Origin of the sequence: Erythrobacter sp. EC-HK427 (assembly GCF_902498745.1) — a bacterium.
Taxonomy (GTDB): domain Bacteria; phylum Pseudomonadota; class Alphaproteobacteria; order Sphingomonadales; family Sphingomonadaceae; genus Alteraurantiacibacter.
Window position 1 is genome coordinate 1618788 of record NZ_LR701479.1, and the last position, 26565, is coordinate 1645352.

Here is a 26565-nt window from a genome sequence, read left to right on the forward strand (position 1 = left end):
ATGGCGATGGGTATCGCCTCCTCGGGCCGGAGAGGCCGCGGCAGCAAGCGCGCGCCGATGGCGGAAATCAACGTCACGCCGTTTGTCGATGTGATGCTGGTGCTGCTCATCATCTTCATGGTCACCGCGCCGCTGCTGGCGGCCGGAGTGCCGGTGAACCTGCCCGAAAGCCGCGCCAATCCGGTGGATCAGGAACCCGATCAGGTGAGCGTGACCATCGACCGCGAAGGCTTCATCTACATCGAATCCACCGATATCGAGAGTATGCGGGTGGAAACCGGATCGTTTCCCGAATTGCTCGAATCGCTGGCGGCGGGCGGGGGCGGGGAGCCGCCGCTTATCAATCTGCGCGCCGACCGCACGATTGACTATGGCCGCGTGATGGCGGTGATGGGCGAGCTCAATCGCGCCGGTTTCACCTCGATCTCGATGATTACCACCAGCGCGCCCGAACCTTCGGCGATGCCTGCTGGTGATTCCATCGAGAGCGTGGACAGTGTTCCGGCCGAGGTGATCGAAGAAGCCGCGCCGGTCAGTGACGGTTCAGCCGCTGAAAGCCAGCCTACCGGGTGATATGAGCAATCCCGCGTCCCTTTCCGGCGAAGAAGGCCTTGGCATCGGCGTGGCCGTTGTGGCGCACGGCGCGCTGGCGGCTTTGCTGGTGTGGCACGCAATGCAAGAGGTCGAGCCGATCAAGCCGCCCGAGCGGATCGATGTGAGCCTCGCGACCGAAATCAGCCTGGAAAGCACCGCGCCCGATCCCAGCGCCGAGCCTGCCGCCAGCTTTGCGCCGGTGGTGAGCGAATTACCCGCCCCGCCGGAGTCCGAACTGGCGCCGCCGGAACCAGAGGCTGTGCCGACGCGAACCCCGCGCACGACTGCGCCTCCGCCACGCCCAGCACCCACTGCCACCCGCAGCGCCGCGCCGCGACCCACGCCGACCCGCTCCAACGCGCCCCGCCCGACGCCTACGCCCAGCCGCTCGTCAGCACCGCGCCCTACACCAACGCCATCGCCTTCGCGACGTGGCGGCGGAAGCCGCTTTAATGAGGCCTTTAGCCCCGGCACAGGGACGCAAAACACCAATGACACCGGCCAGCCTGCGGCGAATTTCGGCCCGACCGAAGCAGCCTCGCTCAACGCCGCTATCCAGCGCGAATTGCGCCCGCATTGGACAGCGCCGCAGGGGGCGGATGCGGAGTTGCTCGTTACAGTTGTCCGCTTCCGCCTCAACCGCAATGGCAGCCTGAACGGGGAACCGTCCTGTATCCGACAGTCGGGCGAAACGCCCAGCAACCGCGCGCAAGTCTCTGTGCATTGCGAGCGCGCCGTCCGCGCCGTCCGGCTTGCTGCGCCTTTCAATTTGCCCGAACAGTTCTACGATCAATGGCGTACCGTTACGTCCCAATTCGACCGAAGGTTGTGAGTGATGAAAAAGCTTGTTTTTGCCGCGCTGTTTTTCGTCTTCGGAGCCGTGCCCGCGATGGCGCAGGAAGCCGATCCGGATGATGAGGGCGGCATCTCGGTTGTCGTCACCGACGATTCGGCATGGCAGGATATCGGCATCGCCATCGCCTCCTTCGCCACCAATCGGGATGTGGCCACCCCCGCCAATGCGAACGGCACCGCCGCGCTGGGGTTTGAGCTGGCGAGCGTCGTTTACAACGATCTGCGCTTCAACGGCCTGTTCCGCCCTGTCGGCCCCGATGCGCTGCCGCGCCCGACCTATGCCCAGACGACCGCGCCTGCCTGGAGCACGTGGAGCGGGCGTTCGGCAGAAATGCTCGTCCACGGCTTTGTCCGCGCCAATGACAACGGCAATCTGACCGTCGGCTGCTATCTGTATGACGTCGTGTTGCAGACCGAGCTGGTGCGCGAAGGCTGGGAAGTCGCGCCCGGCGAATGGCGCCGTGCCGCACACCGCTGTGCCGATCTCGTCTATTCGCGCCTCTCGGGCGAAAGCCCGTTCTTTGACAGCCGCATCGCCTATATCGCAGAGACCGGGCCGAAGGATAACCGCGTGAAGCGGCTCGCCATTATGGATAGCGACGGGGCCAACCACCGCTTCATAACCAACGGCCAGTCAACCGCGCTTTCGCCCCGCTACTCGCCCGATTATTCGCGCATCGCCTACCTCTCCTATCAGGACGGCAATCCGCGCATCTATGTCTACGAAATCGACAGCGGGCGGCAGACTCTGGTGACCGAGAGCAGCAATCCGACCTTCGCCCCGCGCTGGAGCCCCGATGGCCGCTACATCCTCTATTCCATGGCGGTGGCGGGCAATACCGACATCTACCGCATCCGCGCAGATGGCTCCGGCACGCCGCTGCGGCTCACCAACCAGCCTTCAATCGAAGTGGGCGGTTCCTTCTCCCCCGATGGCAGCCGGATCGTGTTCGAAAGCGACCAGTCGGGCAGCCAGCAATGCTATGTGATGGATGCCGACGGCACCAATCAGCGGCGCATCAGCTTTTTCGGCGGCCGCTGTGCCAGCCCCGAATGGAGCCCGCGCGGTGACCAGATCGCCTTCACTCACATTGCCGGCAATTTCCGCATCGCGGTGATGACGCCGGAAGGACGCAATATGCGACAGTTGACCGATGCTTGGCACGACGAAGGCCCCAGCTGGGCGCCCAATGGCCGCATCATCCAGTTCTTCCGTACCGAGCAAGGTTCGGGCGATTCCGCGATCTATCAGGTGGATCTCACCGGAGAGAACGAACGTCGCCTGCGCACGCCGGTGGGAGCATCAGACCCGGCATGGGGGCCGGTTCTGAACTGACAGCGTTTTATACCCCAAAGGGCCGCATGATCCAAGGAGAGCGATATGAAGAAGCGTAATATGATTGCCCTGTCCCTCACCAGCGCGCTGGCGCTCGCCGCGTGCAGCCGTACGCCGCCCGAAAGCACCCCGCCCGTGCCGCAGGATGTTGCGACCAATACGCCCACCACTGGGAGCACCACGCCGGTCTCCACCGTGCCGCTGCCCGGCAGCCAAGCACACTTCGCTTCAGCGATGATGGGGGCGGATACGATCCTGTTCGATACTGATCGCTTCAACATCGATAGCGAGGACGCGGCGGCTCTGCGCCGTCAGGCCGAATATCTGCTGCAATATCCCACCGCCACTGCCACGGTAGAAGGCCATGCGGACGAACGCGGCACGCGCGACTATAACCTTGCGCTGGGCGAACGCCGCGCCAATGCGGCGAAGAACTATCTGGTTAGCCTGGGCGTGCCCGAAAGCCGCTTGCGTACGGTGAGCTATGGCGAAGAACGCCCGCGCGCGACCGCTTCGAACGAAGCAGCCTGGGCGCAGAACCGGCGTTCGGTGACGGTGATGATCGGCCGCTGAGCTATTCGCCAAGCACGATAAAGGGCGCGTGGACTTCGGTCTGCGCGCCTTTTTCGTGGGCGGCATAGGCGTTATCTGGCGAAGGCGTGGGCGTCGCAAGCACGGCAAAGCTCGCCATCGCCATGATCGATGCGGCTGCGGAAATGGCCAGTTGCTTGCTCACAATTTGTCCTTGGTTGTCACCGCTGCGGACTAGCGCGCCAGCGCGATGGTGCATTGCAGCATTATGTGAACAGACGTTGCACACCGATGAACGGTTCCCGCCCATGGACTAAAGTCCAAGCAAGGCAGCAACAAGGTTCACCAATCGCCTCGGCTCGCCTATAGGCCTCGCATGAACAGTGTTTCGAGCCTTTCCTGATGGCACGCTCCAACGATTGGGGCTTCCCGCGCTGGCGCGGTTATGAAGACAGCCGGGAAGCTGTCGAAGTGCGCTTGTGCGACCGCTATGGCTGCAACGAGAAGGGCGATTGCCCCGCTCCGAAAAGTCCCAACAGCAAGGAACGCTGGTATTTCTGCCAGCGCCATGCAGCCGAATACAACAAGGGCTGGGACTATTTCGAAGGGCTCGACAAGGAAGAGGCGAAGGCCCGCGCCAAGGCCGAACAGACCGAGAGCGCAGGCTATGCCGAGGCGCAACATTACGGCTGGGCGAGCAGCGGCGACGGCTCCCGCTCAGCCGATGAAATGCGCGCGCTCGAAGTGCTGGAGCTGGAAGCCGATGCCGATTTCGACGCGATCAAGCGCGAATGGCGTGCGCGGGCAAAGAAGGTTCACCCGGATGTGAAGCCGGGGGACAAGGCCGCTGCGGACGAATTCCAGAAGCTTCAGCTCGCCTATGAAGTGCTGAAAGCTGCCGAGGAACGGCGCGTCTGGAAAGGCTGATCCGAAAAGGCTGGCTGGGGCCTTAGCGCGCGCCGATCCACGAACCGACAAAGCGGCGGTTATCGGCATCGGCAGGATCATCATCGGTTACCGAGAACACCAGAAACGCCTCTTCGCGGTTTGGCCCGGCCAGTGAGCCGGCAAATTCGCCGTCGAGGCCGAAAGTGTTGTCGTCGATATCACCAAAGAACGTGCCGTTGGTCGTAACATCATCGGTCATCACCAGCGTGGCGACGCGGGTGGAGACGTTGTTTACGGTTTCGAAGATTTCGATCGTGATTGTCACCGTGTCCGCCGCGGTGGCAGTTGCGCCCGGCGTGACAACCAGATTGGTCGCGGTGACGGTCAGAATGCCCGAAGGAGTCACTCCCGGTGCGCCGCCAAAAGCCTCTGCGGTTCCGGTATAGGTGAGCGCAGCAGTGATGTCGTCAGTCGTCGTCACCGGATTGAAGAACAAGGACGAGCGGCGGCTGCGCAGCGTGCCCGCCACATTGTCGCGGGTGAACGCCTGGTCGTCCAGATCATAGGTTACGCGCATGATGTGGGTGGCAGGCAGGAACAACGTGAGCGCCTCGTCCCCGCGCGCATAGCGGCGTTCGGTCGCGCTGACGCTCACGAAATCGGCAGCGGCGAACACCAGCAGAGTGGCGATATCGGGAAAGCCGAAGCTGGCCGTATCGGGCGTCGTGTCCAATTCGATCACGGCCGTGCCGTTGACCCGTGCCGCGCTGCTGAACACTTCGCTGGTGCTGCCATCGGGCGTGAAGAAGCCGACAATCGCGTTGGTATTGGCGGAGCTGGCCGCAAAATCCTGCGTCACCGAAAAGGCAATCGGTGCGGTAGAGGTCGGCGTCGGCGTCGGGGTTGGGGTGCTCGTATCCGCAGAAGTCGGCGTGGGCGTTGGCGTTTCGTCATCGCCGCAAGAAGTAACCAATACGCCAAGTGAAGCAGCGCCAAGCAGAAGACCGATTTTCCGGAGCACGATAATTCCCGTCTGTAACCCGTAGAGCAATGCGACCTTTACGCCGCCGAACCTGTCCCTTAGCTGTCTGGCACGGCGCGGGGCAAGCGGCGTTTGCCGCTTAATGTGCCACTCGCCGCGTCAGCCGATCCGCTGGGCGATGCCATTGGCCAGCATTTCACCCATTTGCGGCCCCTGTTCGGGGTAGAGATAGGGCTCGATCATCTCCACTTCGATCACCGCCATGCGCCCGTCATCCAGCCGCAGCATATCGACGCGGGCATAGAGCGGGGCGGGGAAAGGCAGCTTGGCGATCACATCGGCGGCGGCTGCAACTTGCCCGGCTTCCGGCGTGATCGCCAGCTCGCTCCCGCCATACATCGACTGGATACGATATTCGCCCGGCTGTGCCTGTTTCAGGATCGCGTGGCTGAACGCGCCGTCGAAGAAGAGGAACGAATACTCGCCTTCCTCGCGAATCGCATGCTGTAACGGCTGGATCATCGCGGGCCGGTCAAAACGCCAACCGGCGGCAGGCGGTGCGGCACGGGAGAACATCTCCTGCCCCATCGCGCCCGCACCCACCTGCCGCTTGATGACCACGCGGTCGCAGCCGAAATGATCGAAAGCGCGGGCGATATCCTCCGGCCCTGCGGCATCGGGCCACAAAGTCGGGATCGTCACCGCGCCCGCTTCGGCGAGTTCGCGCAAATAGGCCTTGCCGATATTCCAGCGCACCACTTCAGGCGGATTGCAAACGACGATGCCGCGCGCCGCCAGCGTGTCGAGGCGGGTGAGGAATTCCTCTTGCCTGTCCTGATAGTTCCACGATGTGCCGATCATCACAAGCTCGATACCGGTAAAGCTCTCGAGCGGCCCCACCCAGTCGAGTTCGACCATGCCGATGCCGTGCGCCGCCAGAGCAGGCGCGAGCGCGGCAACTTGCAAATCATGCTCGAAAGCATCGCTGCGGCGGATGGGGGAGCCGGGGAGGGTGGTCTCGCAGGCGAGGAACCCCACCCGCACCGGCAATCCGCTCATACCGCGTCCAGCGCTTGCGCGAAGTCGGCGATCAGATCGTCCGCATCTTCGATCCCGATGGAAATGCGCACCAGATTGTCGGTGATCCCCAGCATTGCCTTGCGTTCATCGGGCACCGATAGGTGCGTCATGCTGGCCGGATGGCTGGCGAGCGTTTCGGTCCCACCCAGGCTCACCGCCAGCTTGGCGACTTTGAGCGCGTCGAGGAAGGCAAAGCATTCCGCCTCCCCGCCCTTGATAAACACCGAGAAGGTGGAGCCTGCGCCCAAACAGTGGCGGTCGTAAATGTCCTGCTGGCGCGCATCCGCAATCATCCCGAGATAACCGAGGCCTTCCACCTTGGGGTGGCTTGTCAGGAATTCGCACACCTTCGCCGCATTTTCGCCCGCGCGCTGCATCCGCAATTCCACGGTTTCGAGCGAGCGCAGCAGCATCCATGCGGTGTGCGGATCGGCGATGCCGCCCATCGTGTTGCGCAGAGCGCGCACCGCATTCACCCACTTCTTGCCGCCCGCAATACTGCCCGCGACCAGATCGGAATGCCCGCCGACATATTTGGTGAGCGAATAGACCACCAGATCGGCACCGTGTTCCAGCGGGCGCTGCCACAGGGGGCCGAGGAACGTATTGTCGATCGCAATCGGGCAGCGGTCCGGATCGAAGTGCGCATCGCGCGCATCGCGCACCGCTTCGATATCGACCAGCGCATTGGTCGGGTTGCCGGGGCTTTCGAGATAGATCAGCGGCACTTCGCCGCCCTGCGCCTCGGCCTTGGCCTTGGCTTCCACCATAACGGCGTCCAGTTCTTCGCGCGTCGCACCGGCGGGGAAGGCGATATAGGTGACGCCGTATTTCGCCATCACCTTCGCAACGAAGCCTTCGGATGCGGCGTAAAGCGGGCCGGAATGCACGATCACATCGCCCGCATTGCACGCCGCTAGCATCAGCACGGCAATCGCGGTCATGCCGCTGGAGAAGCACAAAGCATCCTCCGCCCCGTCCCAGATGGCGAGGCGGTCTTCGAGGATTTCCTGGTTCGGCCCGTTGAAACGCGAGTAGACCAGCCCTTCCGCGCCGCCGGGTCGCTTGCCGGTAATGCCTTCAAAATGCCGCTTGCCCGCCGCTGCATTCTCGAACGCGAAAGTGCTGGTGAGGAAAATCGGGGCTTTGAGCGATCCTTCGGAGAGCGCCGGATCGAACCCGTGGCCCATCATCAGTGTGGACGGCTTCAGCGGGCGGCCGCCGATTGTCGTCACCTTGGGCTTGGGCTTGCGGCGCGGGGTGGGGGGAGTGACGGAACCCAAGGGGTCATCGCGCGGATCGTCGTGCTGGTCGGCCATGATGCTGGCATCCTTCCATGTGTTTCACCCCTAGGAAGGCAGGGGCCATACGGCCTGCCGCGCCACCCGCTCCTAACCTCCACAGAAGCGCAACTGCCCGGCAACCGGTTTCACGCGCAATTATATTGAGCGGCGAGTCGGGGCAAGCCTCAGTGGATCAGTGGGCCCACAGCGAAGACGACGCCGACAATCAGGAACGCGCCGAGTACGTCCAGCGTCAGCCCCGCTTTGATCAGGCGCGGCAGCGCGACGCGGCCCGTTGCCCAGGCAATCGCATTGGGGCCGGTGCCCGCGGGGAGGACAAAGCCCCAGCTCGCCGCCAGCGCCACCGGCATGGCGAGAAGCAGGATCGTTTCGGTGTCTCCGCCCAGCGCCACTGCCAAGGCCGCGACCACGGGCATGATCCCGCTCGCGGTCGCCACATTGCTGGCAAATTCGGTGACGAGGATCACCATCGCCACCAGCGCCAGCGCGATCACGACCAGCGGCACACCCGCCAGCGGCAGGAGCGCCTGCCCCAGCGAATCTGCCAACCCCGTGCGCGTCATCACCCCCGCCAGCGCCAGCCCGCCGCCAAACATCAGCAAGACGCCCCACGGTGCCTGATCCGCCTCGCGCCAATCGAGCAGGCGGCGGCCCGTGCCATCGGGCAGCACGAACAGCGCCAGGCTGGCGGCGATGGCGATGGTGCCATCGGTGAGCGAGTCGTCAGGGAGGTAAGGCCCGACAAAGCTGCTCAGCATCCATGCGACAAAGGCCGCAGCAATCACCGGCACAACGCGCCGTTCCGCGCTGCTCCATTCCCCCGGCGGATCAATCGCCGCGCGTGCGGCGCGTATATCGAAGGGGTGATCGGCAATCCGCTGCACCTTGGCGATGATGATCGCGGCAAGCGGCACGCCCATCAGCACAACCGGCAGGCCGAACAGCGACCATGTGGCGAAGGTGATTTGCAGGCCGGAAATCTCGCGCAACAGGTCTGCCCCGATGGCGTTGGTGGGGGAGCCGATGATAGTGCCAAGCCCGCCAATTGACGCTGCAAAAGCAAGGCCCATCGGCAAGGCTCCAAATAACCCCTCATTATGGGGAGCGTCCTCTTCTCCCATCGCACCACCTGCCAGCACTGCCAGCACCATCGGCATCATGATGAGCGCGGTCGAGGTGTTGCTGATAATTCCGGAAAGGATCGCCGCCGCCGCCATAAATCCCAGTAGCAGCCCGAACTCGCCCCCGCGCCCGCCGGTCGTGTCGAGGATCCACGCCGCCAGCCGCTTGTGCAGCCCTGTCCGTTCGATAGCGAGGGCGATAAAGGCCCCGCCCAGCAGCAGGAAGATGATCGGAGAATAGTAATCCCCCGCCACATCATTCGCACTGCCCCCGCCGAAGAACGGTGCAATGGTGAAAGGAAGGAGGCCGGTCACCGGCAGCGGCACCGCCTGCGTCGTCCACCACACCGCCATCCACGCGGTCAGCCCCGCCGCTGCCCAAGCGGGCGCACCCATGTCTCCGGGCGGCGTGGTGAGCAGGGTCAGGATAAACAGCGCCGGGCCTAGCCAGAAGCCGATGCGTTCTGCGGTCATAGCCTTCGCATTTCCCTCATCCCCGTTTTGTGGCACGAGTGTTAAGCGGAAACGGGATAATCGCAAGGGAGGGGATAATGGCAGAAGGCAAAGTCGTTGGAATTGGCGGGCTCTTCATCCGCTCGGCCGATCCGCAGCGCTTGGCGGCATGGTACCGCGACCACCTCGGCATCGCGGCGACTGCCAGCGGGGAGCCGACGCCCGAAGGCGAATGGGTGTGGATGCAAGAAGCCGGGCCAACGGTGTTTGCGGGCTTCAAGGCGGATAGCGATTACTTCGCGGCAGACCGGCAAGTGATGCTCAATCTGCGGGTGGAAGGGCTGGAGGCGCTGTTGGAGAAGCTGGCCGAAGCAGGCGTGGAGCACACCCACCGCGAAGGCATGGACGGCGTCGGCGAATTCGCCCGCATCGAGGACTGCGACGGCAATCCGGTGGAGCTTTGGGAGGCGGGGTGATGCGGCTGGTGGTCGCAGTTATCGGATTTCTGGCACTTGCCGCTGGCTGTTCTCCTAACCCTGAGAACGACCGAGTGACTATCGAAGTCGCCGATGGGACACCGGCAGAGGCGCTACTTGGACATCCCGGAGTAAGGCCCGTTAGCAAGTGGGAAAACTATGGTGATTGCTCAAACGGAGACCGGAGTTTGGGCGGTAGCCAGAACTTCTCTGCGACGGCTTTCCACCACCTCCAAGGCGACAGAGTATCTTGTCTGGACGGCACAACTCTATTCGTACTGTTCCGCGATGACGACGGCCCCAGCTATGATCAATTGTATTTTCGAGTGAATGTTGGACACGACGGATGCGAGACCCGTCTCGAGTGGGAATTGCCGTCCGCTGACTTTGAAACGAAATCCGATGCAGAAAACTTTGCCACGGTCGACCGCGAAACTCGCCTTCTTCTTTCGGGAGTCAGCGAAGCATGCGGTTCCGAGCTACGCTCACCGGAGGATTTTGGGCAATTTCAACGACAGGTTCATGAAATTTTCGAGGTCGTTCGTCGTCAGCGCGATGTGAACGCGCGTACTGTCGATGGCGTCATTCCACCCCACTTGCGAAACTAACCCCTAGCGTCCCCCTGCATCCCTTGGCAGAACGCACCGTATGGCTGTCAAAACCGTAGCAATGCTCACCGCCGGGGGGCTCGCGCCCTGTCTTTCTTCCGCTGTTGGCGGGTTGATCGAGCGGTATACCGAGGTCGCGCCCGACATCCGGCTGATCGCGTACCGCAACGGCTATGCCGGACTGCTGACCGGCGATTATGTCGAAGTGCCCGACAGCGTTCGTGCAACCGCTGGAAGACTCCATGCTTTTGGCGGCTCACCCATCGGCAACAGCCGGGTCAAGCTTACCAATGTCGATGACTGCGTGAAGCGCGGGCTGGTTCAGGAAGGGCAGAACCCGCTCGCGGTCGCCGCAGAGCAGTTGACGCGCGACGGAGTGGATGTGCTCCACACCATTGGCGGGGACGATACCAATACGGCGGCTGCGGACTTGGCGGCCTATCTGAAAGTCAATGGCTACGCGCTCACCGTGGTCGGTCTGCCCAAGACCATCGATAATGACGTGATCCCGATCAAGCAGTCATTGGGCGCCTTCACGGCGGCGGAGCAGGGCGTGGTCTATGCCCGCAACATCATTGCCGAACACTCGGCCAACCCTCGTATGCTCATCGTGCATGAGGTGATGGGTCGTCACTGCGGCTGGCTCACCGCCGCCACCGCCGCTGCGCATCACGACTGGGTTAAAGCTGCGCCCTTTGCCGAGTGGCCCGAAAACGCTGCAGCGCGCTGGGATGTGCACGGGGTCTACATCCCCGAACGCGCTTTCGACATCGCTGCCGAAGCGGCGCGATTGCGCGCGGTGATGGACGCGCAGGACGGGGTGAACCTGTTCATCTCCGAAGGCGCGGGGGTGGCAGAGATCGTCGCCGCGATGGAAGCGGCGGGCGAGGAGGTGCCGCGCGATGCCTTCGGCCATGTGAAATTGGACAAGGTGAACCCCGGCCAATGGTTCGCCACCAAGCTGGCTGAAGCGGTGGGCGCGGAAAAGGTGCTGGTGCAGAAATCGGGCTATTTCTCCCGCTCGGCCCCGGCCAACGCCGCGGACCTCGCGCTGATCCGTGCCTGCACCGATTACGCGGTGGACGCGGCCCTGCGCGGCGAGTCCGGCGTGGTGGGGCAAGACGAGGAACGCGGCGATACCCTGCGCGCCATCGAATTTGCCCGGATCAAGGGCGGGAAGCACTTCGATCCGTCGCAGGACTGGTTTGTGGAGCTGCTACGCGAGCTGGGGCAGGGTTAGGCGCAAAGCTGCTCGCACCTCTTCTCCCCTCCCTAAGGGGAGGGGTCGGGGGTGGGGGTACGACATCCGAGCTGTTGCGCCGCTTCAGGAACGTGGAGCCCCCATCCCAACCCTTCCCCCTAGGGAAGGGCTTTTGTGTGCTAGGCCTATTTCGGCGACAGCACCATCAGCATCTGCCGCCCTTCCAGCCTTGGGAAGGCTTCGATCTTGGCGGTTTCGGCCATATCGTCCTGTACCCGCTTCAGCAGGTCCATGCCCAAGTGCTGGTGCGCCATTTCGCGGCCACGGAAGCGCAGGGTGACCTTCACCTTGTCGCCATTGTCGATAAACTTGTTCATCGCGCGCATCTTCACATCGTAATCGTGATCATCGATGTTGGGACGCATCTTGATTTCCTTGATGTCCTGCGTCTTCTGCGACTTGCGCGCGGCGTTGGCCTTTTTCTGCGCTTCGTAGCGGTACTTGCCGACATCGAGGAATTTGCACACCGGCGGGTTCGCATTGGGCGAAACCTCGACAAGATTGAGGCCAGCTTCGTTGGCCTGCTCGATCGCTTCGTTGGTGTACATCACGCCAAGGTTCTCGCCCTCGCCATCAATGACGCGGACTTTCTCTGCTTGGATGAAGTGATCGTATTTCGGGCCGGATTTGATCGGCGGTGCCATAGTGCGGCGGGGTGGACGTGGTATGTTGCTGCTCCTGAAATTGCGGATTGTGCGCGCTATGTAAGGCGAAACGGCGATAAACGCCAGAGCTTCAAGCGGCGTTTCTATACAAGGGAAATCTTGCCAGCTTCTTGCCTGCCGGAACCAGCGCATCAACGCTGTTTGCGGGTTGCAGCGCGGCGAGGATCGCGGGGTCTGCGGCATCCATCCCGCCGGTCAGCGCGCCGAAGGCGGGGAGGATCATGCGGCCTGCACCATTCTCGCTCGACGAGACGACCGCGCACGCGCGGCGAATCCGGCGATTGCGGATTTCGACCTGTAGCTTGGGGTGGAAATGGCCGGAGAGTTCGGGTCGCGTCTCGCCCGGCTTGGCGATGTGGCGCAGCACGGTGCCGCCCACCTCCAGCTCCTCGACCACCGTGCCGCCCGATTTCGCCTCCATCTCGCTATCATGGTTGCCGGTAATCCACACCCAGTCGACCGCGCGGGTAAGGGCGGCGAGCATTCCGGCGGCGTGTTCCTCCAACCGCTGCGAGCCATCCGAATCGTGAAAATTGTCCCCCAGCGTATACACCCGCCGCGCGCCCGTCAGCCGAATCGCATCGGCCACCCGTTCCAGCGTCTCGCGGCTGTCATAGGGGGGCAGCATCTGCCCGTGGCGGGCGTAGAAGCTCGCCTTTTCCAGATGCAGATCGGCCACCAGCAGCGCATTCTCCCCCGGCCAGAACAGCGCCTTTGCGCCGCCGTGCTGCGGCACCAGCACGAATTCGTCGCCGCAAAAGGGGAAGGTGAACGAAAGGGGAACCATGACTTCTTACTGACAATCTTGAGGGAGTTGCACAAGCCTCCTTTTCCGTTTGTCCTGAGCTTGTCGAAGGACTGCTTTTTCTTCTAGTGGTGTTTCCAAAGAGAAGGGCAATCCTTCGACAAGCTCAGGATGATCGGTTTTCTTATGGATTGGACGAACGAAACCCAGCAGGCCCGCACATGGTTTGAAAGCCTGCGCGATCAAATCTGCGCAGCCTTCGAATCAATCGAGCGCGATGCAGGCTCTGACGCCAGCTTCGCATACACTGCGTGGGACCGCGAGACCGAGGACGGCTCGCATGGCGGCGGCGGCACGCAGGGGCTGATGAAGGGCAAGGTGTTCGAGAAGGTCGGCGTCAACGTCTCCACCGTTTCCGGCACCTTCTCTCCGCAATTCGCCGCGCAAGTGAACGGCGCGAGCGAGGAGCATCCGCATTTCACCGCCACCGGCATTTCGCTGGTCGCGCATATGCGCAATCCGCATGCGCCCAATGTGCATATGAACACCCGATTCCTGACGACGCAGAAGGCGTGGTTTGGCGGCGGGGCGGATTTGAACCCCGCGCTGCCTTACGCCGAGGACACCGAGGCCTTCCACGCCCGCCTGCGCGCGGCCTGCGCGGCGCACAACCCGACCTATTACGACCGTTTCAAGCAATGGGCGGACGAGTATTTCTTCATTCCCCACCGCAATGTGGCGCGCGGCGTGGGCGGGATTTTCTACGACCATCTGGAATGCGACGACGATCCGAGCTTCGACCGCAACTTTGCCTTCACCCGCGATGTGGGCGAGGCCTTCCTCGATATCTACCCCAAGCTGGTCCGCGGGCGGATGGATATGGAATGGAACGACGCGGAAAAGCTGCAACAACTCGAATGGCGCGGTCGCTATGCGGAGTTCAATCTGGTGTATGACCGGGGGACGCTGTTCGGCCTGAAGACCGGCGGCAATATCGACGCGATTTTGATGAGCCTGCCGCCTGAGGCGGTTTGGAGTTAGGTCCATTTTGGAGATAGAACAAAAAATGAATCTAGCACTCTTCTTGCGAGAGTGCTAAGGAATGCGAAACAAAAGAATCAAGGGGAGGGTCTGAACCGCATCTTGCGAGGAGATTCGTATGTCTAAGAAGACGATCCACTTGAGTAAGATTTTGAAGTTTTTTGCACTTCCAGAGAACAAACTGATTTCTGAGCTAAGAACCGAGTTGCGCCGCGAGCGAGATAGACTCGATGGTTCAGATGAAGGCGGGATGGACTTTTACACTCCATTCTGGGCAGATGCGAAAGACCATGTAAAAGGCAAAGCCCAGTTGACCGAGTTGACTACCATAAGGGTGGAGGCTTCGGGTCAGAGGAAGAACCTGTATCCAAAACTATGTGCCGGTTTCTTGAAGTGGTTTGACGGCCTAAAGCGAGCGACTAACGAAACAGTCGGTTGGTCAGACGCAAAGTTTCACAAGCATGTTGAGTTTTCGGACATGGCTTTAGTCGTCAAGGTCGACAATCTTATTGGCCTCGAGATTGGAAAAGATAAATTTCGGTTAATTTACCCATACTTCGCTAAAGCCCCGCCCTTGAGTGAGCAGTGGGCGCGTGTCGGCCTCTGGATGATGACAGAAGCCTTCCCCGATCTTTCGATAGTCGAGATGGACGTGTTGGATGTTCTTCGAGGTACAGGATTTCGAGGAGCCAACCTGAGCTTAAAGGGCAATGAGGAGTTTCTTTTTCGGAGCAGGTACGAGGAGATACTCCAGATGTGGAATGAGTTGAGGCCAGAATACGGACTCCCGTAATGTAGACTACTCCCCAGAATAAACCCGCACCCAGTCCACTTCCATGCTGATCTCGCCCGCCGCGATCCGGTCGGCTGTCGCTTGCGGCATTCCCACATAGGGCTCTGTAATGCCGTTGATCTTGCGCGGGTAGATGCCGCCCACGGCGAAGTTCAGGATCACATATTGGGGATGATCGAACACCCATTCGCCGAAGAATTCGGTGTTGGCCTTGGGCACGCGGAAGGTCAGCACGTCGTCCACGTAGAAGCGGATTTCCTCCGGCGTCCATTCGGCGGCGTAGACGTGCCAGTCGGTGACGTCCGTGCCTTCAGGGAAATACTGCCGGTCGGCAATGCCCATATCGCCCGAATAGCCGGGGCCGTGCACGGCGACGCCTGTCCAGTCGGCCTCGCCGATATATTCCATAATGTCGATCTCGCCCTCGCTCGGCCAGGGCGCATCGCCCAGCAGCCAGAAGGCGGGCCACACGCCGGTCGCATCGGGCATCCGGATGCGCGCTTCGGCGCGGCCATAGGTGAATTCGAAATTGCCGATGCTCTCGATCCGGCCGGAGAGGAAATCGGCATTGCGTTCGGCATTGGTATCTTGCCCCGGCTGGAACACCGGGCGCAGCACCAGAACGCCGCCATCCGCGCCTTCTACATTGTCGGCGAACTGGATCGTTTCGGGCGAATCGACATAGGCCTGCTCTTCCTGGTTGACCCAGAATTCCATGCCGACCGGCGTCCACTTGCTGCGGTCGAGCTCGCCGGTGTTGAATTCGTCAGCAAAGATCAGCTCGCGATCCGCGCGCAAGGTGGGTGACGCGCCATCACCGCCCGCCGGAGCGGTCGCCTGACAGGCGGTGAGGGTGAGCGCGGGAAGCAGGGCGAGCGAGGATGTGAACGTTCTCATATCAAAGATGTAACGCGCGCGCCCGCGCTTGTCACGCGCCTTTCTTAAGGCCCTACGGCGTTTCGATTGTCTCCATCGCACCGGCAATATTGCCCAGCGCCATATACCCGGGCCGGACCGGGCTGCTGCGGTAGAGCGCCCGTAGATAGGCGCGGTCGAACTCGGTCATGCGCTGCTGGGCAGAGCCGCCCTCCGCTCCCGGTGCGAACAGCCTCAAGACGGTCGCGACGGACCCTTCGCCTTCGGGCGGCTGCGTGTGGGCAAGCAGCCGCATCGTCGCATAATCGGCGAGCGCATGGCTGTCGATTTCGGCCAGTGCAGCGCGCTCGACCAGAACGACCGACAGCTCGATGTCGGTGCGGATGGCAAGTTCGAGGCGCGACGCGCTTTCGCGCTCGTTCACGGGTGGATTGATAGCGCTGCCCCGAGTAATCGGGCCGCGTGTCAGGGCCTCCTGGAATTCCGACGCCATGTAGAACCCGTCGGGCAGTGTGACTCCGGTTGCCGGATTGCGTGTCGAAATCAGGTTCCAGCCGCGAGCCGCGCCTTCCTCGCCGCGCACCTGACGCAGCTGGAATCGCGTGAGATGGCGGGTGAGGAAAGAATCCTCCTCGAGAAGCTGCTCGAACGTGGCATTGGCATCTTCGACGACGATCACCCAGACATTGGCGCCGCAATCAGGCTCGTCCGACACCGGAATGTCCGCCTCCAGCGCGTTGAACACAATCCGGTCGAGCACGGCCTGCGCATTCTCTTCGGTCATGCCCCAGACGCCGGGGCAGACGGGGCGCTGGAAACGCGCAAGGGGGAACTGCGCCGAAAAGGAGCCTACCGTAATTTCTCGCGCGGTGCTGCGCACGTCGGCGGTCTCTATGCTCTCGCCTTGGACGGTGATCGTATTCTGCGCAATGGACGGTGTGGCTGCCAGGAACGGGAGCGCGGTTGCCATCCCGCAAGCGATTCTAAAGTATTGGTGAAAATCCGGCATCCTTGAGTTTCACTTTCTGGTCAGGTTCCCAATCCTACGGCGTTTCGATGTTCTCCATCGCACCGGCAATATTGCCCAGCGCCATGCGCGCAGGCCGCGTCGGGCTGCTGCGGTAGATGGCACGGAGATAGGCGCGGTCGAACGCGGTCATCCGCTCGGGCGCGAATTCGCCCGCTTCACCCGGCGCGAACAGCGTCAGCACGGTCGATACAGGACCGTCTTCCGATGGCGGTTCGGTATAGGCGAGCAGCCGCATGGTCGCGTAATCGGCCAGCGCGACGCTATCCACGCCCGCCAGCGCGGAGCGTTCGACCAGCACGACCGACAATTCGATGTCGGTACGGATTCCCAGATCGAGCCGCGAAATGCGGTTCACCTCGTTGACCGGCGGCGGGGTGCCGTTGGTGATAGCTTCCTGAAACGCGCTCGCCAGTTCAAACCCGTCGGGCTGGACGACGCCGGTTTCCGGATTGCGGGTGGAGATAAGGTTCCAGCCGCGCACCGCGCCCTCCTGATCGCGCACCTTGCGCTCCTGATAGCGGGTGAGGTGGCGGGTGAGGAAGGAATCCTCATCGCGCAGCCGTTCGAAGGTGGCGGGCGCATCATCGACCACGATCACCCAGACATTCGCGCCGCAATCAGGCTCGTCCGACACCGGAATGTCAGCCTCCAGCGCGTTGAACACGATCCGGTCGAGCACGGCCTGCGCGTTTTCCTCGGTTAGACCCCACACGCCGGGGCATACGGGGCGCTGGAAGCGGGCGATCGGCACCTGCGCGGAGTAGGAACCGATGGTGATATCGCGCGCGGTGTTGCGGATGTCGGCAGTTTCGATCCGCTCGCCCTCAACGATGATGGCGTCCTGCGCCAAAGCGGGGGCCGCCACGAACAGCGGGAGCGCGCACGCCAAGGCGGCGCTGCGGCGGAGGAAGCGATTGAGAGGCATCGGATCGGGTCTCGCTCTTAAAAGGAAAGCGCGCGCATAACACGCTGCGCTCGCTGGATAATGCCTGAACGATAGCAAAGTTTCCCGCATTATGCTCTCGTTCAAGTGCCTAATCCTATCGACAGATGGCAGGGTAAGATGACAGCGTGAGATGACAGGGCACGATTGCGCGCCTATGACACGCGCCCGACACTGATATTATTTCGCGGAGTTCCCATGGCCTTCACCGCCTTTTCCCGTCCCGCTATTGTCGCTTTTGCGGCGCTCGTCATCACCGGCTGCACGGTGGAAGGGCTGGGCGAAAGCGAGCGGGTCGTCGCCCCGATCCTGACCACCGAACAGGCGTTTGACGAGTTCACCTATGCCCGCCCGACCGAGGCGCGGGTGACGCACGTGGCGCTCGATTTGGCGCTCGATTTCGAAGCCATGAAGGTCGAAGGCACCGCCACGTTGGATATCCAGGCGGCAGAAGGCGCGACCGAAATCGTGCTCGATTCGAACGGCCTCGTCATCGGCGGGGTGACCGACGGGAACGGCAATGCGCTCGACTTCACCATCGGTGAAGCCGATGCGGAGAACGCCGAAAAGGGTGAGCCGATCACCGTGCAACTGGGCGAGCTGACCGGGCCGGAATTGCAGCAGATCGTCATCACCTATGCCAGCGGGCCGGAAGCCGCCGCGCTGCAATGGCTCGATCCCGAACAGACCGAGGGCGGGGAGCATCCCTTCGTCTTCAGCCAAGGCCAGGCGATCCTCAACCGTACGTGGATCCCGACGCAGGACAGCCCGGGCATCCGCCAGACATGGGAAGCGCGCATCACCGCGCCCGAACCGCTCACCGTGGTGATGTCGGGCATCAGCCGCGGCGATCCCGAAACGGTGGACGGCGCGGAAGGCCTGCGCGTTTTTGAATTCGTGATGGACAATTCGGTACCGCCCTATCTGGTCGCGATTGCGGCGGGGAATATCGAATTTGCCGAACTTGGCCCGCGCTCGGGCGTATGGGCAGAACCCGAAATGATCGCTGCGGCAGAGCAGGAACTGGGCGATACCGAAGAGCTGATCGATGCCGGGATCGACCTGTTCGGCGAATATCGCTGGGGCCGCTATGACATGATCATCCTGCCGCCCGCCTTCCCCTATGGCGGGATGGAAAATCCGGTGATGACCTTCCTCACCCCCACATTCATTGCGGGCGACCGGTCGAACAATGGCCTGGTTGCGCATGAGCTGGCGCATAGCTGGTCGGGCAATCTCACCACCTATGCCAGCTGGCGCGACGGGTGGCTGAACGAAGGCGTCACCAGCTATATCGAGAACCGCATCACCGAAGCGGTGTATGGCGAGCTGCGCGCCGAGCAGGAATACACGCTGAGCTATGCCTCGCTGGTCGAAGCCGTCGAGGAAGCGGGAACGGACGCGCCGACCACCGCGATGCGCACGCCCGCCGGCACCAGCCCGTTCGACACGGTCGGCCCCGCGATTTACGACAAGGGCACAGTGTTCCTGCGCACGGTCGAGAATATCGTCGGCCGCGAGGAATTCGATGCGTGGCTGACGCAGTGGTTCGACAGCCATGCATTCCAGCCGGTCACGTCCGAAATGTTGCTCGCCGATATGCGTGCCAACCTCATCGGCGATAATGCCGAGCTGGAAGAAGCGCTGATGCTGGACGAGTGGGTGTATGGCACGGGCATTCCGGCGAACGCGCTGGCGCCCGATCCGGAAGCCTTCGCCGATGCTGATGCGGCGGCGGCAGCCTATGCAGCGGACGGCACTTTGCCGGATACCGACTCATGGGGCGAATGGACGGCCGCCTCGCAGCGCCGTTTCCTCGAAACCCTGCCCGACGAACTGGGCGACGAGCAGCTTGCTGCGCTCAACGATACGCTAGGCCTGTCGGAAAGCGGCAATAACGAAGTGCTGTTCCTGTGGCTGGAGGCAGCGATGCGCAATTCCTACGATCCAGCCGTCCCGCAGGCTGAGGAATTCCTCGCCCGCGTCGGCCGCAACAAGTTCGTCGCCCCGCTGTTCCGCGCGATGTGGGGCACGGGCGCCTGGGGCCAGCCCAAGGCGAGCGCGCTCTACGCAACGACACGCGGTGGTTATCACAGCTACACGCGCGGCAATGTGGACGAGATTGTGGGGTATCAGGCGCAAGGCGAATGAACCGCGCGCTCGCGGCTATCGCCGCCTTTGCGCTGGGCGCGATGGCGAGCCCGGTTGCCGCGCAAATCAACACGCCCAGCCCGGCGATTGACGGCGAACAGGGTTCGATCCTCGTCTACAGCCGCACTGTCGGCTGGCGCCATGACAGTATCGATGCGGCATGGTCTGCCATCGCGGATATCGCCCACGAGCAAGGCTGGAGCGTCACCTTCACCGAGGATGCCCGCTGGCTCGAGGCTGACCGGATCGCCGCCTTCGACACCGTCGTATTCGCGCTGTCCTCGGGCAATTCGCTGACCGGAGAGCAGCAGGCGAGCTTCCGCGCCTTCGTGGAGAATGGCGGGGGTTTCGTCGGCCTGCATTCGGCGGGCGACGCCAGCCTCGACTGGGACTGGTACCAGAGCGAGCTGATCGGGCCGCGCTTTATCGGCCACCCGCTTAATCCCGGAGAGCGCACCGGCACACTGCGGATCGAGGATACCGACCATCCCGCAACGCAGGGCCTGCCCGAAACATGGTACCGCACCGACGAATGGTACAGCTTCGATGCAAGTGCACGCGGCAAGTTCCACGTCCTCGCAACGCTGGACAACAGCAGTTATGTCCGCGGTAGCTGGGTGGACGGCTCGGCTATTTCCACGGCGGAAGATCACCCCATCGTCTGGATGCGTTGTGTCGGTGAAGGGCGCAGCTTCTACAATGCGATGGGTCACACGGCATCCAGCTATTCCGAAGAAGGGATGCGCAGCCTGATTACTGGCGGCATTGCGTGGTCAATGGGCGAGGGTGATTGTCCGGCTGACGATTGACTCTGGCTGCCGCAAGGGCTTGCGCGTATAGCGGCGCGCAATGCATGTCACCCGCGATCCCGTCCGGCTGATCCCGCTGCTGTTTGCGGCGGCGATCATGATCGGCACGCTGCTTTTGTGGAACCCGCTCGCCACCGCCAGCGGCGAACAGCCGCCGCTGATGACGGCCTTTTTCACCGCCACCAGCGCGGTTGCGGTGACCGGTCTGGTGGTGGTCGATACCGGCACGTACTGGTCTGGCTTCGGGCAGGTGGTGATCCTGCTCATGTTCCAGATCGGCGGCTTCGGGATCATGGCAGCGGCGACCTTGCTCGGCATTATGGCGGGGCGGGGCTTTGGCCTCCGCGACCGGCTGGCAACGCAGGTGGAGCGGGGCCGCTTGCAATTTGGCGACACAGGTTCGGTGCTTCGACTTATCCTCGGCATCACGATCAGCGTGGAACTGCTGGTGGCGGCGGTTCTCGTCTGGCGTTTTGCCACGACCTATGATTTCCCGTTGGGCGAGGCAGTGTGGCACGGCCTGTTCCACTCGGTGAGCGCGTTCAACAATGCGGGATTCTCGACCTTCTCGGACAGCCTGATGGGGTTCCAGACCGATGCTGTGGTGCTGGTACCGATCATGCTGTCGGTCATCATCACCGCGCTCGGCTTTCCTGTGATGCAGGAAGTGCGCGCCAAGGGCTTTGCCTTCCGCAAATGGACGGTGCATTCCAAGATCACTGTCACCGCGACCGGGGTGCTGCTCGCCATCGGTTTTCTCTCGCTGCTGGCGAAGGAATGGCACAATCCGGGGACGCTGGGTGCGCTGGAGCCGGGGGCGAAAATGCTCAACGCGATGTTCCATTCGGTGATGCCGCGCACCGCCGGTTTCAACTCGCTCGACATGGCCGAAATGCGCGGTGAGAGCATTATGCTGAACTACGTGCTGATGTTCATCGGCGGGGGCAGCGCGGGTACGGCAGGCGGCATCAAGATCACCACCTTTGTGGTGCTGCTTGTAATAGTCTGGGCAGAGGCCCGGCGGCAGCGCGACGCGGCGATCTTCGGGCGGCGCATGGGGCACCCGGTGGAGCGGCAGGCGCTGGCCATCACCATGTTGGCCGCGCTGCTGATTATGGTCGCCACCATGTATATCCTGAGCGTCACCAATCTGCCTATCCGCGACGTCCTGTTTGAAACCATCTCCGCCTTTTCGACCGTCGGCCTGTCCACCGGAATCACCGCCGATCTGCCGCGATCCTCACTATTCGTGTTGTGCGTGTTGATGTTTGTGGGCCGCGTGGGAACCATTACGGTTGCCACCGCCCTTGCGCTTGGCGGGGCGAAACAGCGCCCCTATCGTTATCCAGAGGAGACTCCCATTGTCGGCTAAACGCAAACCCGTTCTGGTCATCGGGCTGGGCAGATTTGGCGGCGCGGTGGCGCAAGCGCTCGAACGCATGGGCCACGAAGTGCTCGGCGTGGATACCAATGAGGAATTGGTACAGGAACACGCCGACAGGCTGACCCACGTAGTGCAGGCCGATTGCACCGATCCCGGTTGCCTGGAAAGTCTTGGCGCGAGCGAGTTTACCTCTGCTGTCGTCGGCATCGGCTCCAACATCGAAGCCAGCGTGCTGACAGTGCTGGCGCTGTCAGACCTTGGTGTTGCATCGATCTGGGCCAAGGCCACCAATGAAAAGCACGGCCGCATTCTGGAGAAGACCGGCGCGCATCACGTCATCTTCCCAGAACAGAAAATGGGCGAGCGGGTGGCGCGGTTGCTCAACGAAAACCTGCTCGATTTCATCGCCTTCGACAATGATTACGCGATTGCCAAACTGGTCGCGCCATCGCCGATTGTCGGCCTGCCACTGATGACGAGCGAATGCCGCAAACGGCATGACGTGACGGTGATCGGCGTGAAGCGCGCGGGCGAGGACTTTATCCACGCCGATCCCGATACGCTGATCCTGCCCGGCGATGTGCTGGTGGTGTCAGGCCGGGTCGAAGCCATCGAGGCGTTTGCGGCGACTTAGGGGGAAGTTGCGGCGATCCGCTGGCGAAACCAGTCGGCGAGTTCTTCCTCGCTGAGTTCCCCGGCGGCGAGGGCTTGGACAGTTAGCACAGCATCTACCTGTTCGAACGAAAGGGCTGCGCCGTTCAATCTGAGGAAAGTACGTGCGACAACCCAAGCGGTTCGCTTGTTGCCGTCTGCAAACGGGTGGTTGCGCGCGATGCCGAATGCGTAGGCCGCTGTGAGTGCCGCTAGTTCATCCTCGCCATAAGCCCATCGATTGACCGGGCGTGACAAGGCAGATTCCAACGCATTGGCATCGCGTATTCCGGATGCGCCGCCATGCTCGGCCAATTGGCGGTCATGTACGGCTAGCGCGAACCGTGCATCGAGCCAGATCGGCTCCCTCCGTTCGTCGGTCATGGCGAATGGCTACTTGGCAAGCTCGCGAAGGATTTCGCGGTCTTCACGCATGATATCTTCGGCGATCTTCATCTGCCGCTCGAATTCCGGATCATATGGCGTGATCCGCCATCCATCCGGCGCTTCGCTGAAATGGATGGTGTCGCCAATCTCGACCCGCAAGCGGGCAAGCATTTCCTTCGACAGAATGACTGCTGCCGAATTTCCGACCTTGGTGACCTTGGCTTTTGCGTTCATACAGAAGTTATAACGCGCCAATCGCAGATATTCAACCTGAATTCCCCGCACCCCGCATTTCCGCTTGCCGAAAAGCACGCGAAACCGCACATTCGCAAAACGATGTTGCGCCAATACGAACTTGTTGAACGGGTCAAGGCCTATGACCCCGACGCTGACGAGGCGATGCTCAACCGTGCCTATGTCTATACGGTGCAGAAGCATGGCAGCCAGCTACGCGCATCGGGGGATCCCTATTTCAGCCATCCGGTCGAAGTCGCAGGGTTGATGACCGATCTGAAGCTGGATCAGGAAACCATCATCACCGCGCTGCTCCATGATACGGTGGAGGATACGCTCGCCACGATCGAAGATGTGGAGAAGAATTTCGGGCCGGAAGTCGCGCGGCTGGTGGACGGCGTTACCAAGCTTTCCAAAATCGAGCAGATGCCGGAGAACGAGCGGGCGGCTGAAAACCTGCGCAAATTCCTCCTCGCCATGTCCGAAGATCTGCGCGTGCTGCTGGTCAAGCTGGCAGACCGGCTGCACAATATGCGCACGCTGCACCACATCAAGAAGCTGGAAAAGCGCCAGCGCATCGCCCGCGAAACGATGGATATCTACGCCCCGCTGGCCGAGCGGGTGGGGATGTATGAATATATGCGCGAGATGCAGCTGCTCGCTTTCGAGCAGCTGGAGCCCGAAGCGTATCATACTATCACCAAGCGGCTCGAACAGCTGCGCACATCGGACACCGGGCAGGTTGACCGGATCGCGCTCGACATCAAGCAGGCTTTGAGCGAGGCGGGCTTGGAAGTCGAAGTCTGGGGGCGCGAGAAGCATCCCTATTCGATCTGGAAGAAGATGGCCGAGCGCCACCTGCCGTTCGAACAGGTGACCGATATTATGGCTTTCCGCGTGGTGGCTCCCAAGGTGGAGGATTGCTACCGCGCGCTGGGCATTCTGCACACCACGTTCCAATTCGTGCCCGGCCGCTTCAAGGACTATATCTCCACCCCCAAAAACAATGGCTATCGAAGCCTGCACACGACCTTGTTTTACGACCAGTCGATGCGGGTCGAGGTGCAGATCCGCACCCGCGAGATGAACCAGACCAACGAATTCGGCCTCGCGGCGCACTGGGCCTACAAGCAGGGCGACCGGCCCGATGGCGCGGTGGGCTGGCTGCGCGACCTGATTGAAATCGTCGATGCCAGCCACGATGCGGAGGAACTGCTCGAACACACCAAGCTGGCGATTTACCAGGACAGGATTTTCGCGTTCACCCCCAAGGGCGCGCTGTTCCAGCTGCCCAAGGGGGCAACGCCGGTGGATTTCGCCTTCGCCGTCCACACCGATCTGGGCGCGCAGACGGTGGGGGCGAAGATAAATGGCCGCCATATGCCGCTGCGCACGCAGATGCAAAATGGCGACGTCGTGGAAATCATCAAAAGCAAGAATGCCGAGCCGCAATTGTCGTGGCTGGGCTTTGTCGTCACCGGCAAGGCGCGCGCCAGCATCCGCCGCGCGGTGCGGCTGAAAGAGCGCGAAGAAGTGGCCGAAATCGGCCGCAAACTGTTCGACGAAATCGCTGTCCACCTGCCCACCAAAGTCGGCAAGAAGGCCATCAGGCAGGCGGTCGAGCGGCTGGAGCTGGAGGAAGAGGAAGACCTGATGTACGCCATCGGGTCTGCCAAACTCTCCGACCGCGAAGTGATGGAAGCGCTGGTGCCCGGCAGCACCGCCGATCTGCCCGAGGAGCCGTCGCAGGAACGCGCCATTTCGATCAAGGGGCTGACGGCAGGTGTCGGCTTCACGCTGGCCGAATGCTGCCATCCGGTGCCCGGCGACCGGATCGTGGGGCTAAGGCGCAAGGGCGTAGGCGTGGAAGTCCATGCGATTGACTGCCTCGATCTGGCCAATGGCGTGGATGCCGACTGGGTCGATCTGTCATGGGGCGAACGCTCGCACGGCGCGGTCGGACGGCTCAGTGTGGTGCTCTATAACCGCCCCGGTACGCTGGCGGAAATGGCGGGGGTCTTCGCCAAGAACAACGCCAATGTGATGAACCTCGAACTGACCCAGCGCGACGATCCGTTCCATACCTACGAGGTCGATCTGGAAGTGCAGGATTTGGCGCATTTGACCCGCATTATGAGCAGTCTGCGCGCGACTGACGCGGTGGCGCAGACGGACAGGATTTAGGTCTGGTGAGGTAGTGTGGAGAACAAACTCCCCTTCCCCTAGGGGAAGGGGTCGGGGGATGGGGGTACTGCCGCCCGTTTATCGAACGCGGCAAACCCACCCCGCTGCGACTAGCCTCGCTTCGCTCGCCAAGTCTCGCTGCCCCTCCCTAACGGGAGGGGTGTTTTTCTCACTCCGCCCGGCGCACGGGGACGCCGACGCTGCAAATATCCACGCCGCCTGCGGGCACGGTGTAGAAGGCATCGTCACGATTGGCGCGCACCTGGACAAGGCGGGCGAAGCTTTCGCTCGACGTGTCGAGATACTCAAAAGCCGGAGCATCGGGCACTTCGCTCCCCAGCCGCACCGAGAGGATCGGCACGCGCAAGTCCGCTTCCTCCTCGGTGTAGAACCCCAGATCGCCCGAGCCGCGCGGCAGGCTGGAGAGATGCTCCATCCCCTCGATCACTCTCCCGACCACCGCAAGGTTGCGATCCATATGCCGCTGCGGCTGGCCGATAATGGTGTAGAGTTCGGCTCCGGTACCGGTATCGGGCGCATAGCCGCGCCCGACGCCGACATAGCCGTAGCAGTGGATGGGCCAGGCGGATTGAAAGTCGGAAGCGACGGGCCAACCTGACCAGTGCATCGTTCCCTCGGAGTAAGAGTCAAGATTAGCAAGGAGCTCCGGATACTCGGCATTCCCTAAGTCAAGTGCCAACTCGTTGAGGCTAGCTGGTATCGGTTCAGCGACATAGGTAGCCATCGGAGCCACCACCCCCTCGGGCAGCGGCTTCTGCTCGGTCACATCGCCCCATTGCGTGACGTAATTGTCCTGCACCCGGTTGACGCTCGTCCCGTCCCACCAATGCGCTCGGGCGAGGGTGCGGATGTTCTCCACCCAGGGCTGGCTGAAGGGCGGCCGGATCAGCTGGATGATAATTGTGCGCGGCCGACCCGTGCTGTCTGGCGCAAGTTCCATCACCAGCAGATCATCAGGCGCGATGGGGAGCCATTCTTCCGCCGTCGCCCCTGCGATCACCGATCCGGGCGTGGCAGGCTCGCCTGCCTCCTGCGCGGCGGCGGGTGTGGCGAGGAGAAGGGCGGACAAGGTAAGTAGCTTTTTCATCTGCGCAGATTTGCACGAATTCTTGGAAAACCAAACCCCGATTGCCCTGAGCTTGTCGAAGGGCTGTACTTTCGC

Annotated in this window: 28 protein-coding genes; 15 read left to right on the top strand and 13 right to left on the bottom strand. The window is 62.2% G+C overall.

The window, feature by feature from the left end; translation table 11 throughout:
- Genes GC121_RS07980 through pal form a run of 4 tightly spaced genes read left to right on the top strand, consistent with a single transcriptional unit; the run spans position 1 to position 3358 of the window.
- Positions 1-573 (top strand): ExbD/TolR family protein, encoded by a 573-nt coding sequence (locus tag GC121_RS07980; RefSeq protein ID WP_151973712.1) that lies wholly within the window; start codon positions 1-3, stop codon positions 571-573.
- Between the two features lies 1 nt (position 574).
- Positions 575-1426, top strand: a complete 852-nt coding sequence (locus GC121_RS07985; protein ID WP_151973714.1) for an energy transducer TonB — start codon at positions 575-577, stop codon at positions 1424-1426.
- Between the two features lie 3 nt (positions 1427-1429).
- Entirely contained in the window at positions 1430-2785 is a 1356-nt protein-coding gene (tolB, locus tag GC121_RS07990; protein WP_151973716.1) for a Tol-Pal system beta propeller repeat protein TolB, read from the top strand.
- A gap of 45 nt (positions 2786-2830) precedes the next feature.
- Positions 2831-3358 carry a peptidoglycan-associated lipoprotein Pal gene (pal, locus tag GC121_RS07995; protein ID WP_151973718.1) on the top strand — a complete coding sequence of 176 codons (528 nt, stop codon included), beginning with the start codon at positions 2831-2833 and terminating at the stop codon, positions 3356-3358.
- Position 3359: 1 nt separating this feature from the next.
- Here the strand turns inward: pal and GC121_RS15305 are convergent, their stop codons facing one another.
- Positions 3360-3521 (bottom strand): hypothetical protein, encoded by a 162-nt coding sequence (locus GC121_RS15305; RefSeq protein WP_199857802.1) that lies wholly within the window; start codon positions 3519-3521, stop codon positions 3360-3362.
- Positions 3522-3718: 197 nt separating this feature from the next.
- On the opposite strand from GC121_RS15305, the gene GC121_RS08000 reads away from it, so the two are divergent.
- Positions 3719-4243, top strand: a complete 525-nt coding sequence (locus tag GC121_RS08000) for a J domain-containing protein (protein ID WP_151973720.1) — start codon at positions 3719-3721, stop codon at positions 4241-4243.
- 22 nt (positions 4244-4265) lie between these two features.
- Here the strand turns inward: GC121_RS08000 and GC121_RS08005 are convergent, their stop codons facing one another.
- The 4 genes from GC121_RS08005 to GC121_RS08020 form a co-directional block, all read right to left on the bottom strand.
- Entirely contained in the window at positions 4266-5177 is a 912-nt protein-coding gene (locus tag GC121_RS08005) for a hypothetical protein (RefSeq protein ID WP_151973722.1), read from the bottom strand.
- Positions 5178-5345: 168 nt separating this feature from the next.
- The gene (locus GC121_RS08010; protein ID WP_234421164.1) at positions 5346-6245 is read right to left on the bottom strand and encodes a RimK family alpha-L-glutamate ligase; all 900 of its coding nucleotides are present in this window, start codon (positions 6243-6245) and stop codon (positions 5346-5348) included.
- Complete coding sequence (locus tag GC121_RS08015; protein ID WP_151973724.1) at positions 6242-7585, bottom strand: cystathionine gamma-synthase family protein; 1344 nt, start codon at positions 7583-7585, stop codon at positions 6242-6244. The genes GC121_RS08010 and GC121_RS08015 overlap by 4 nt, the downstream gene beginning before the upstream one ends.
- Positions 7586-7734: 149 nt before the next feature.
- Positions 7735-9165, bottom strand: coding sequence for a DASS family sodium-coupled anion symporter (locus tag GC121_RS08020; RefSeq protein WP_151973726.1), 1431 nt, complete (start codon positions 9163-9165; stop codon positions 7735-7737).
- A 77-nt stretch (positions 9166-9242) separates the two neighbouring features.
- On the opposite strand from GC121_RS08020, the gene GC121_RS08025 reads away from it, so the two are divergent.
- From GC121_RS08025 to GC121_RS08035, 3 genes are all read left to right on the top strand, one after another.
- Positions 9243-9620 (top strand): VOC family protein, encoded by a 378-nt coding sequence (locus GC121_RS08025; protein ID WP_151973728.1) that lies wholly within the window; start codon positions 9243-9245, stop codon positions 9618-9620.
- Positions 9621-9694: 74 nt separating this feature from the next.
- Positions 9695-10228, top strand: a complete 534-nt coding sequence (locus GC121_RS08030; RefSeq protein WP_151973730.1) for a hypothetical protein — start codon at positions 9695-9697, stop codon at positions 10226-10228.
- Between the two features lie 40 nt (positions 10229-10268).
- On the top strand, positions 10269-11468 hold the full coding sequence (locus tag GC121_RS08035; protein ID WP_151973732.1) for a pyrophosphate--fructose-6-phosphate 1-phosphotransferase: 1200 nt from the start codon (positions 10269-10271) through the stop codon (positions 11466-11468).
- A gap of 146 nt (positions 11469-11614) precedes the next feature.
- Here GC121_RS08035 and infC read toward each other — a convergent pair whose 3' ends face one another.
- Both infC and pdeM read right to left on the bottom strand, forming a co-directional pair.
- The gene (infC, locus tag GC121_RS08040) at positions 11615-12133 is read right to left on the bottom strand and encodes a translation initiation factor IF-3 (RefSeq protein WP_151973734.1); all 519 of its coding nucleotides are present in this window, start codon (positions 12131-12133) and stop codon (positions 11615-11617) included.
- A 91-nt stretch (positions 12134-12224) separates the two neighbouring features.
- Positions 12225-12941 (bottom strand): ligase-associated DNA damage response endonuclease PdeM, encoded by a 717-nt coding sequence (pdeM, locus tag GC121_RS08045; protein WP_151973736.1) that lies wholly within the window; start codon positions 12939-12941, stop codon positions 12225-12227.
- Between the two features lie 129 nt (positions 12942-13070).
- On the opposite strand from pdeM, the gene hemF reads away from it, so the two are divergent.
- Entirely contained in the window at positions 13071-13940 is an 870-nt protein-coding gene (hemF, locus tag GC121_RS08050; RefSeq protein WP_151973738.1) for an oxygen-dependent coproporphyrinogen oxidase, read from the top strand.
- A 118-nt stretch (positions 13941-14058) separates the two neighbouring features.
- Entirely contained in the window at positions 14059-14733 is a 675-nt protein-coding gene (locus GC121_RS08055) for a hypothetical protein (protein ID WP_151973740.1), read from the top strand.
- Between the two features lie 6 nt (positions 14734-14739).
- Here GC121_RS08055 and GC121_RS08060 read toward each other — a convergent pair whose 3' ends face one another.
- The 3 genes from GC121_RS08060 to GC121_RS08070 all read right to left on the bottom strand — a co-directional run bounded on the left by GC121_RS08060 (position 14740) and on the right by GC121_RS08070 (position 17564).
- A complete protein-coding gene (locus GC121_RS08060; protein WP_151973742.1) occupies positions 14740-15630 on the bottom strand; it encodes a family 16 glycosylhydrolase in 891 nt (296 codons plus the stop codon).
- Positions 15631-15682: 52 nt separating this feature from the next.
- On the bottom strand, positions 15683-16579 hold the full coding sequence (locus tag GC121_RS08065; protein WP_151973744.1) for a hypothetical protein: 897 nt from the start codon (positions 16577-16579) through the stop codon (positions 15683-15685).
- A 73-nt stretch (positions 16580-16652) separates the two neighbouring features.
- Positions 16653-17564, bottom strand: coding sequence for a hypothetical protein (locus GC121_RS08070; RefSeq protein WP_151973745.1), 912 nt, complete (start codon positions 17562-17564; stop codon positions 16653-16655).
- A 216-nt stretch (positions 17565-17780) separates the two neighbouring features.
- Between GC121_RS08070 and GC121_RS08075 the strand changes: the two genes are divergently transcribed.
- The 4 genes from GC121_RS08075 to GC121_RS08090 are packed head-to-tail and all read left to right on the top strand — an operon-like array spanning position 17781 to position 22560.
- The gene (locus GC121_RS08075; protein WP_151973747.1) at positions 17781-19733 is read left to right on the top strand and encodes a M1 family metallopeptidase; all 1953 of its coding nucleotides are present in this window, start codon (positions 17781-17783) and stop codon (positions 19731-19733) included.
- Positions 19730-20542, top strand: coding sequence for a ThuA domain-containing protein (locus GC121_RS08080; protein WP_151973749.1), 813 nt, complete (start codon positions 19730-19732; stop codon positions 20540-20542). The genes GC121_RS08075 and GC121_RS08080 overlap by 4 nt, the downstream gene beginning before the upstream one ends.
- Before the next feature lie 40 nt (positions 20543-20582).
- Positions 20583-21914, top strand: a complete 1332-nt coding sequence (locus GC121_RS08085; RefSeq protein ID WP_151973750.1) for a TrkH family potassium uptake protein — start codon at positions 20583-20585, stop codon at positions 21912-21914.
- Positions 21904-22560, top strand: a complete 657-nt coding sequence (locus GC121_RS08090; RefSeq protein ID WP_151973752.1) for a TrkA family potassium uptake protein — start codon at positions 21904-21906, stop codon at positions 22558-22560. Before GC121_RS08085 ends, GC121_RS08090 begins: the two co-directional genes overlap by 11 nt.
- Here GC121_RS08090 and GC121_RS08095 read toward each other — a convergent pair.
- Positions 22557-22961: a type II toxin-antitoxin system death-on-curing family toxin gene (locus GC121_RS08095; protein WP_151973754.1), complete on the bottom strand. Its 405-nt coding sequence runs from the start codon at positions 22959-22961 to the stop codon at positions 22557-22559. The two genes, GC121_RS08090 and GC121_RS08095, sit on opposite strands and share 4 nt — an antisense overlap.
- A 9-nt stretch (positions 22962-22970) precedes the next feature.
- Positions 22971-23198 carry an AbrB/MazE/SpoVT family DNA-binding domain-containing protein gene (locus GC121_RS08100; protein ID WP_151973756.1) on the bottom strand — a complete coding sequence of 76 codons (228 nt, stop codon included), beginning with the start codon at positions 23196-23198 and terminating at the stop codon, positions 22971-22973.
- A gap of 102 nt (positions 23199-23300) precedes the next feature.
- Here GC121_RS08100 and GC121_RS08105 point away from each other — a divergent pair, with 102 nt between their 5' ends.
- Positions 23301-25382 carry a bifunctional (p)ppGpp synthetase/guanosine-3',5'-bis(diphosphate) 3'-pyrophosphohydrolase gene (locus GC121_RS08105; protein WP_151973758.1) on the top strand — a complete coding sequence of 694 codons (2082 nt, stop codon included), beginning with the start codon at positions 23301-23303 and terminating at the stop codon, positions 25380-25382.
- Positions 25383-25551: 169 nt separating this feature from the next.
- Here GC121_RS08105 and GC121_RS08110 read toward each other — a convergent pair whose 3' ends face one another.
- Positions 25552-26490 carry a peptidylprolyl isomerase gene (locus GC121_RS08110; protein WP_151973760.1) on the bottom strand — a complete coding sequence of 313 codons (939 nt, stop codon included), beginning with the start codon at positions 26488-26490 and terminating at the stop codon, positions 25552-25554.
- Positions 26491-26565: the final 75 nt, after the last annotated feature.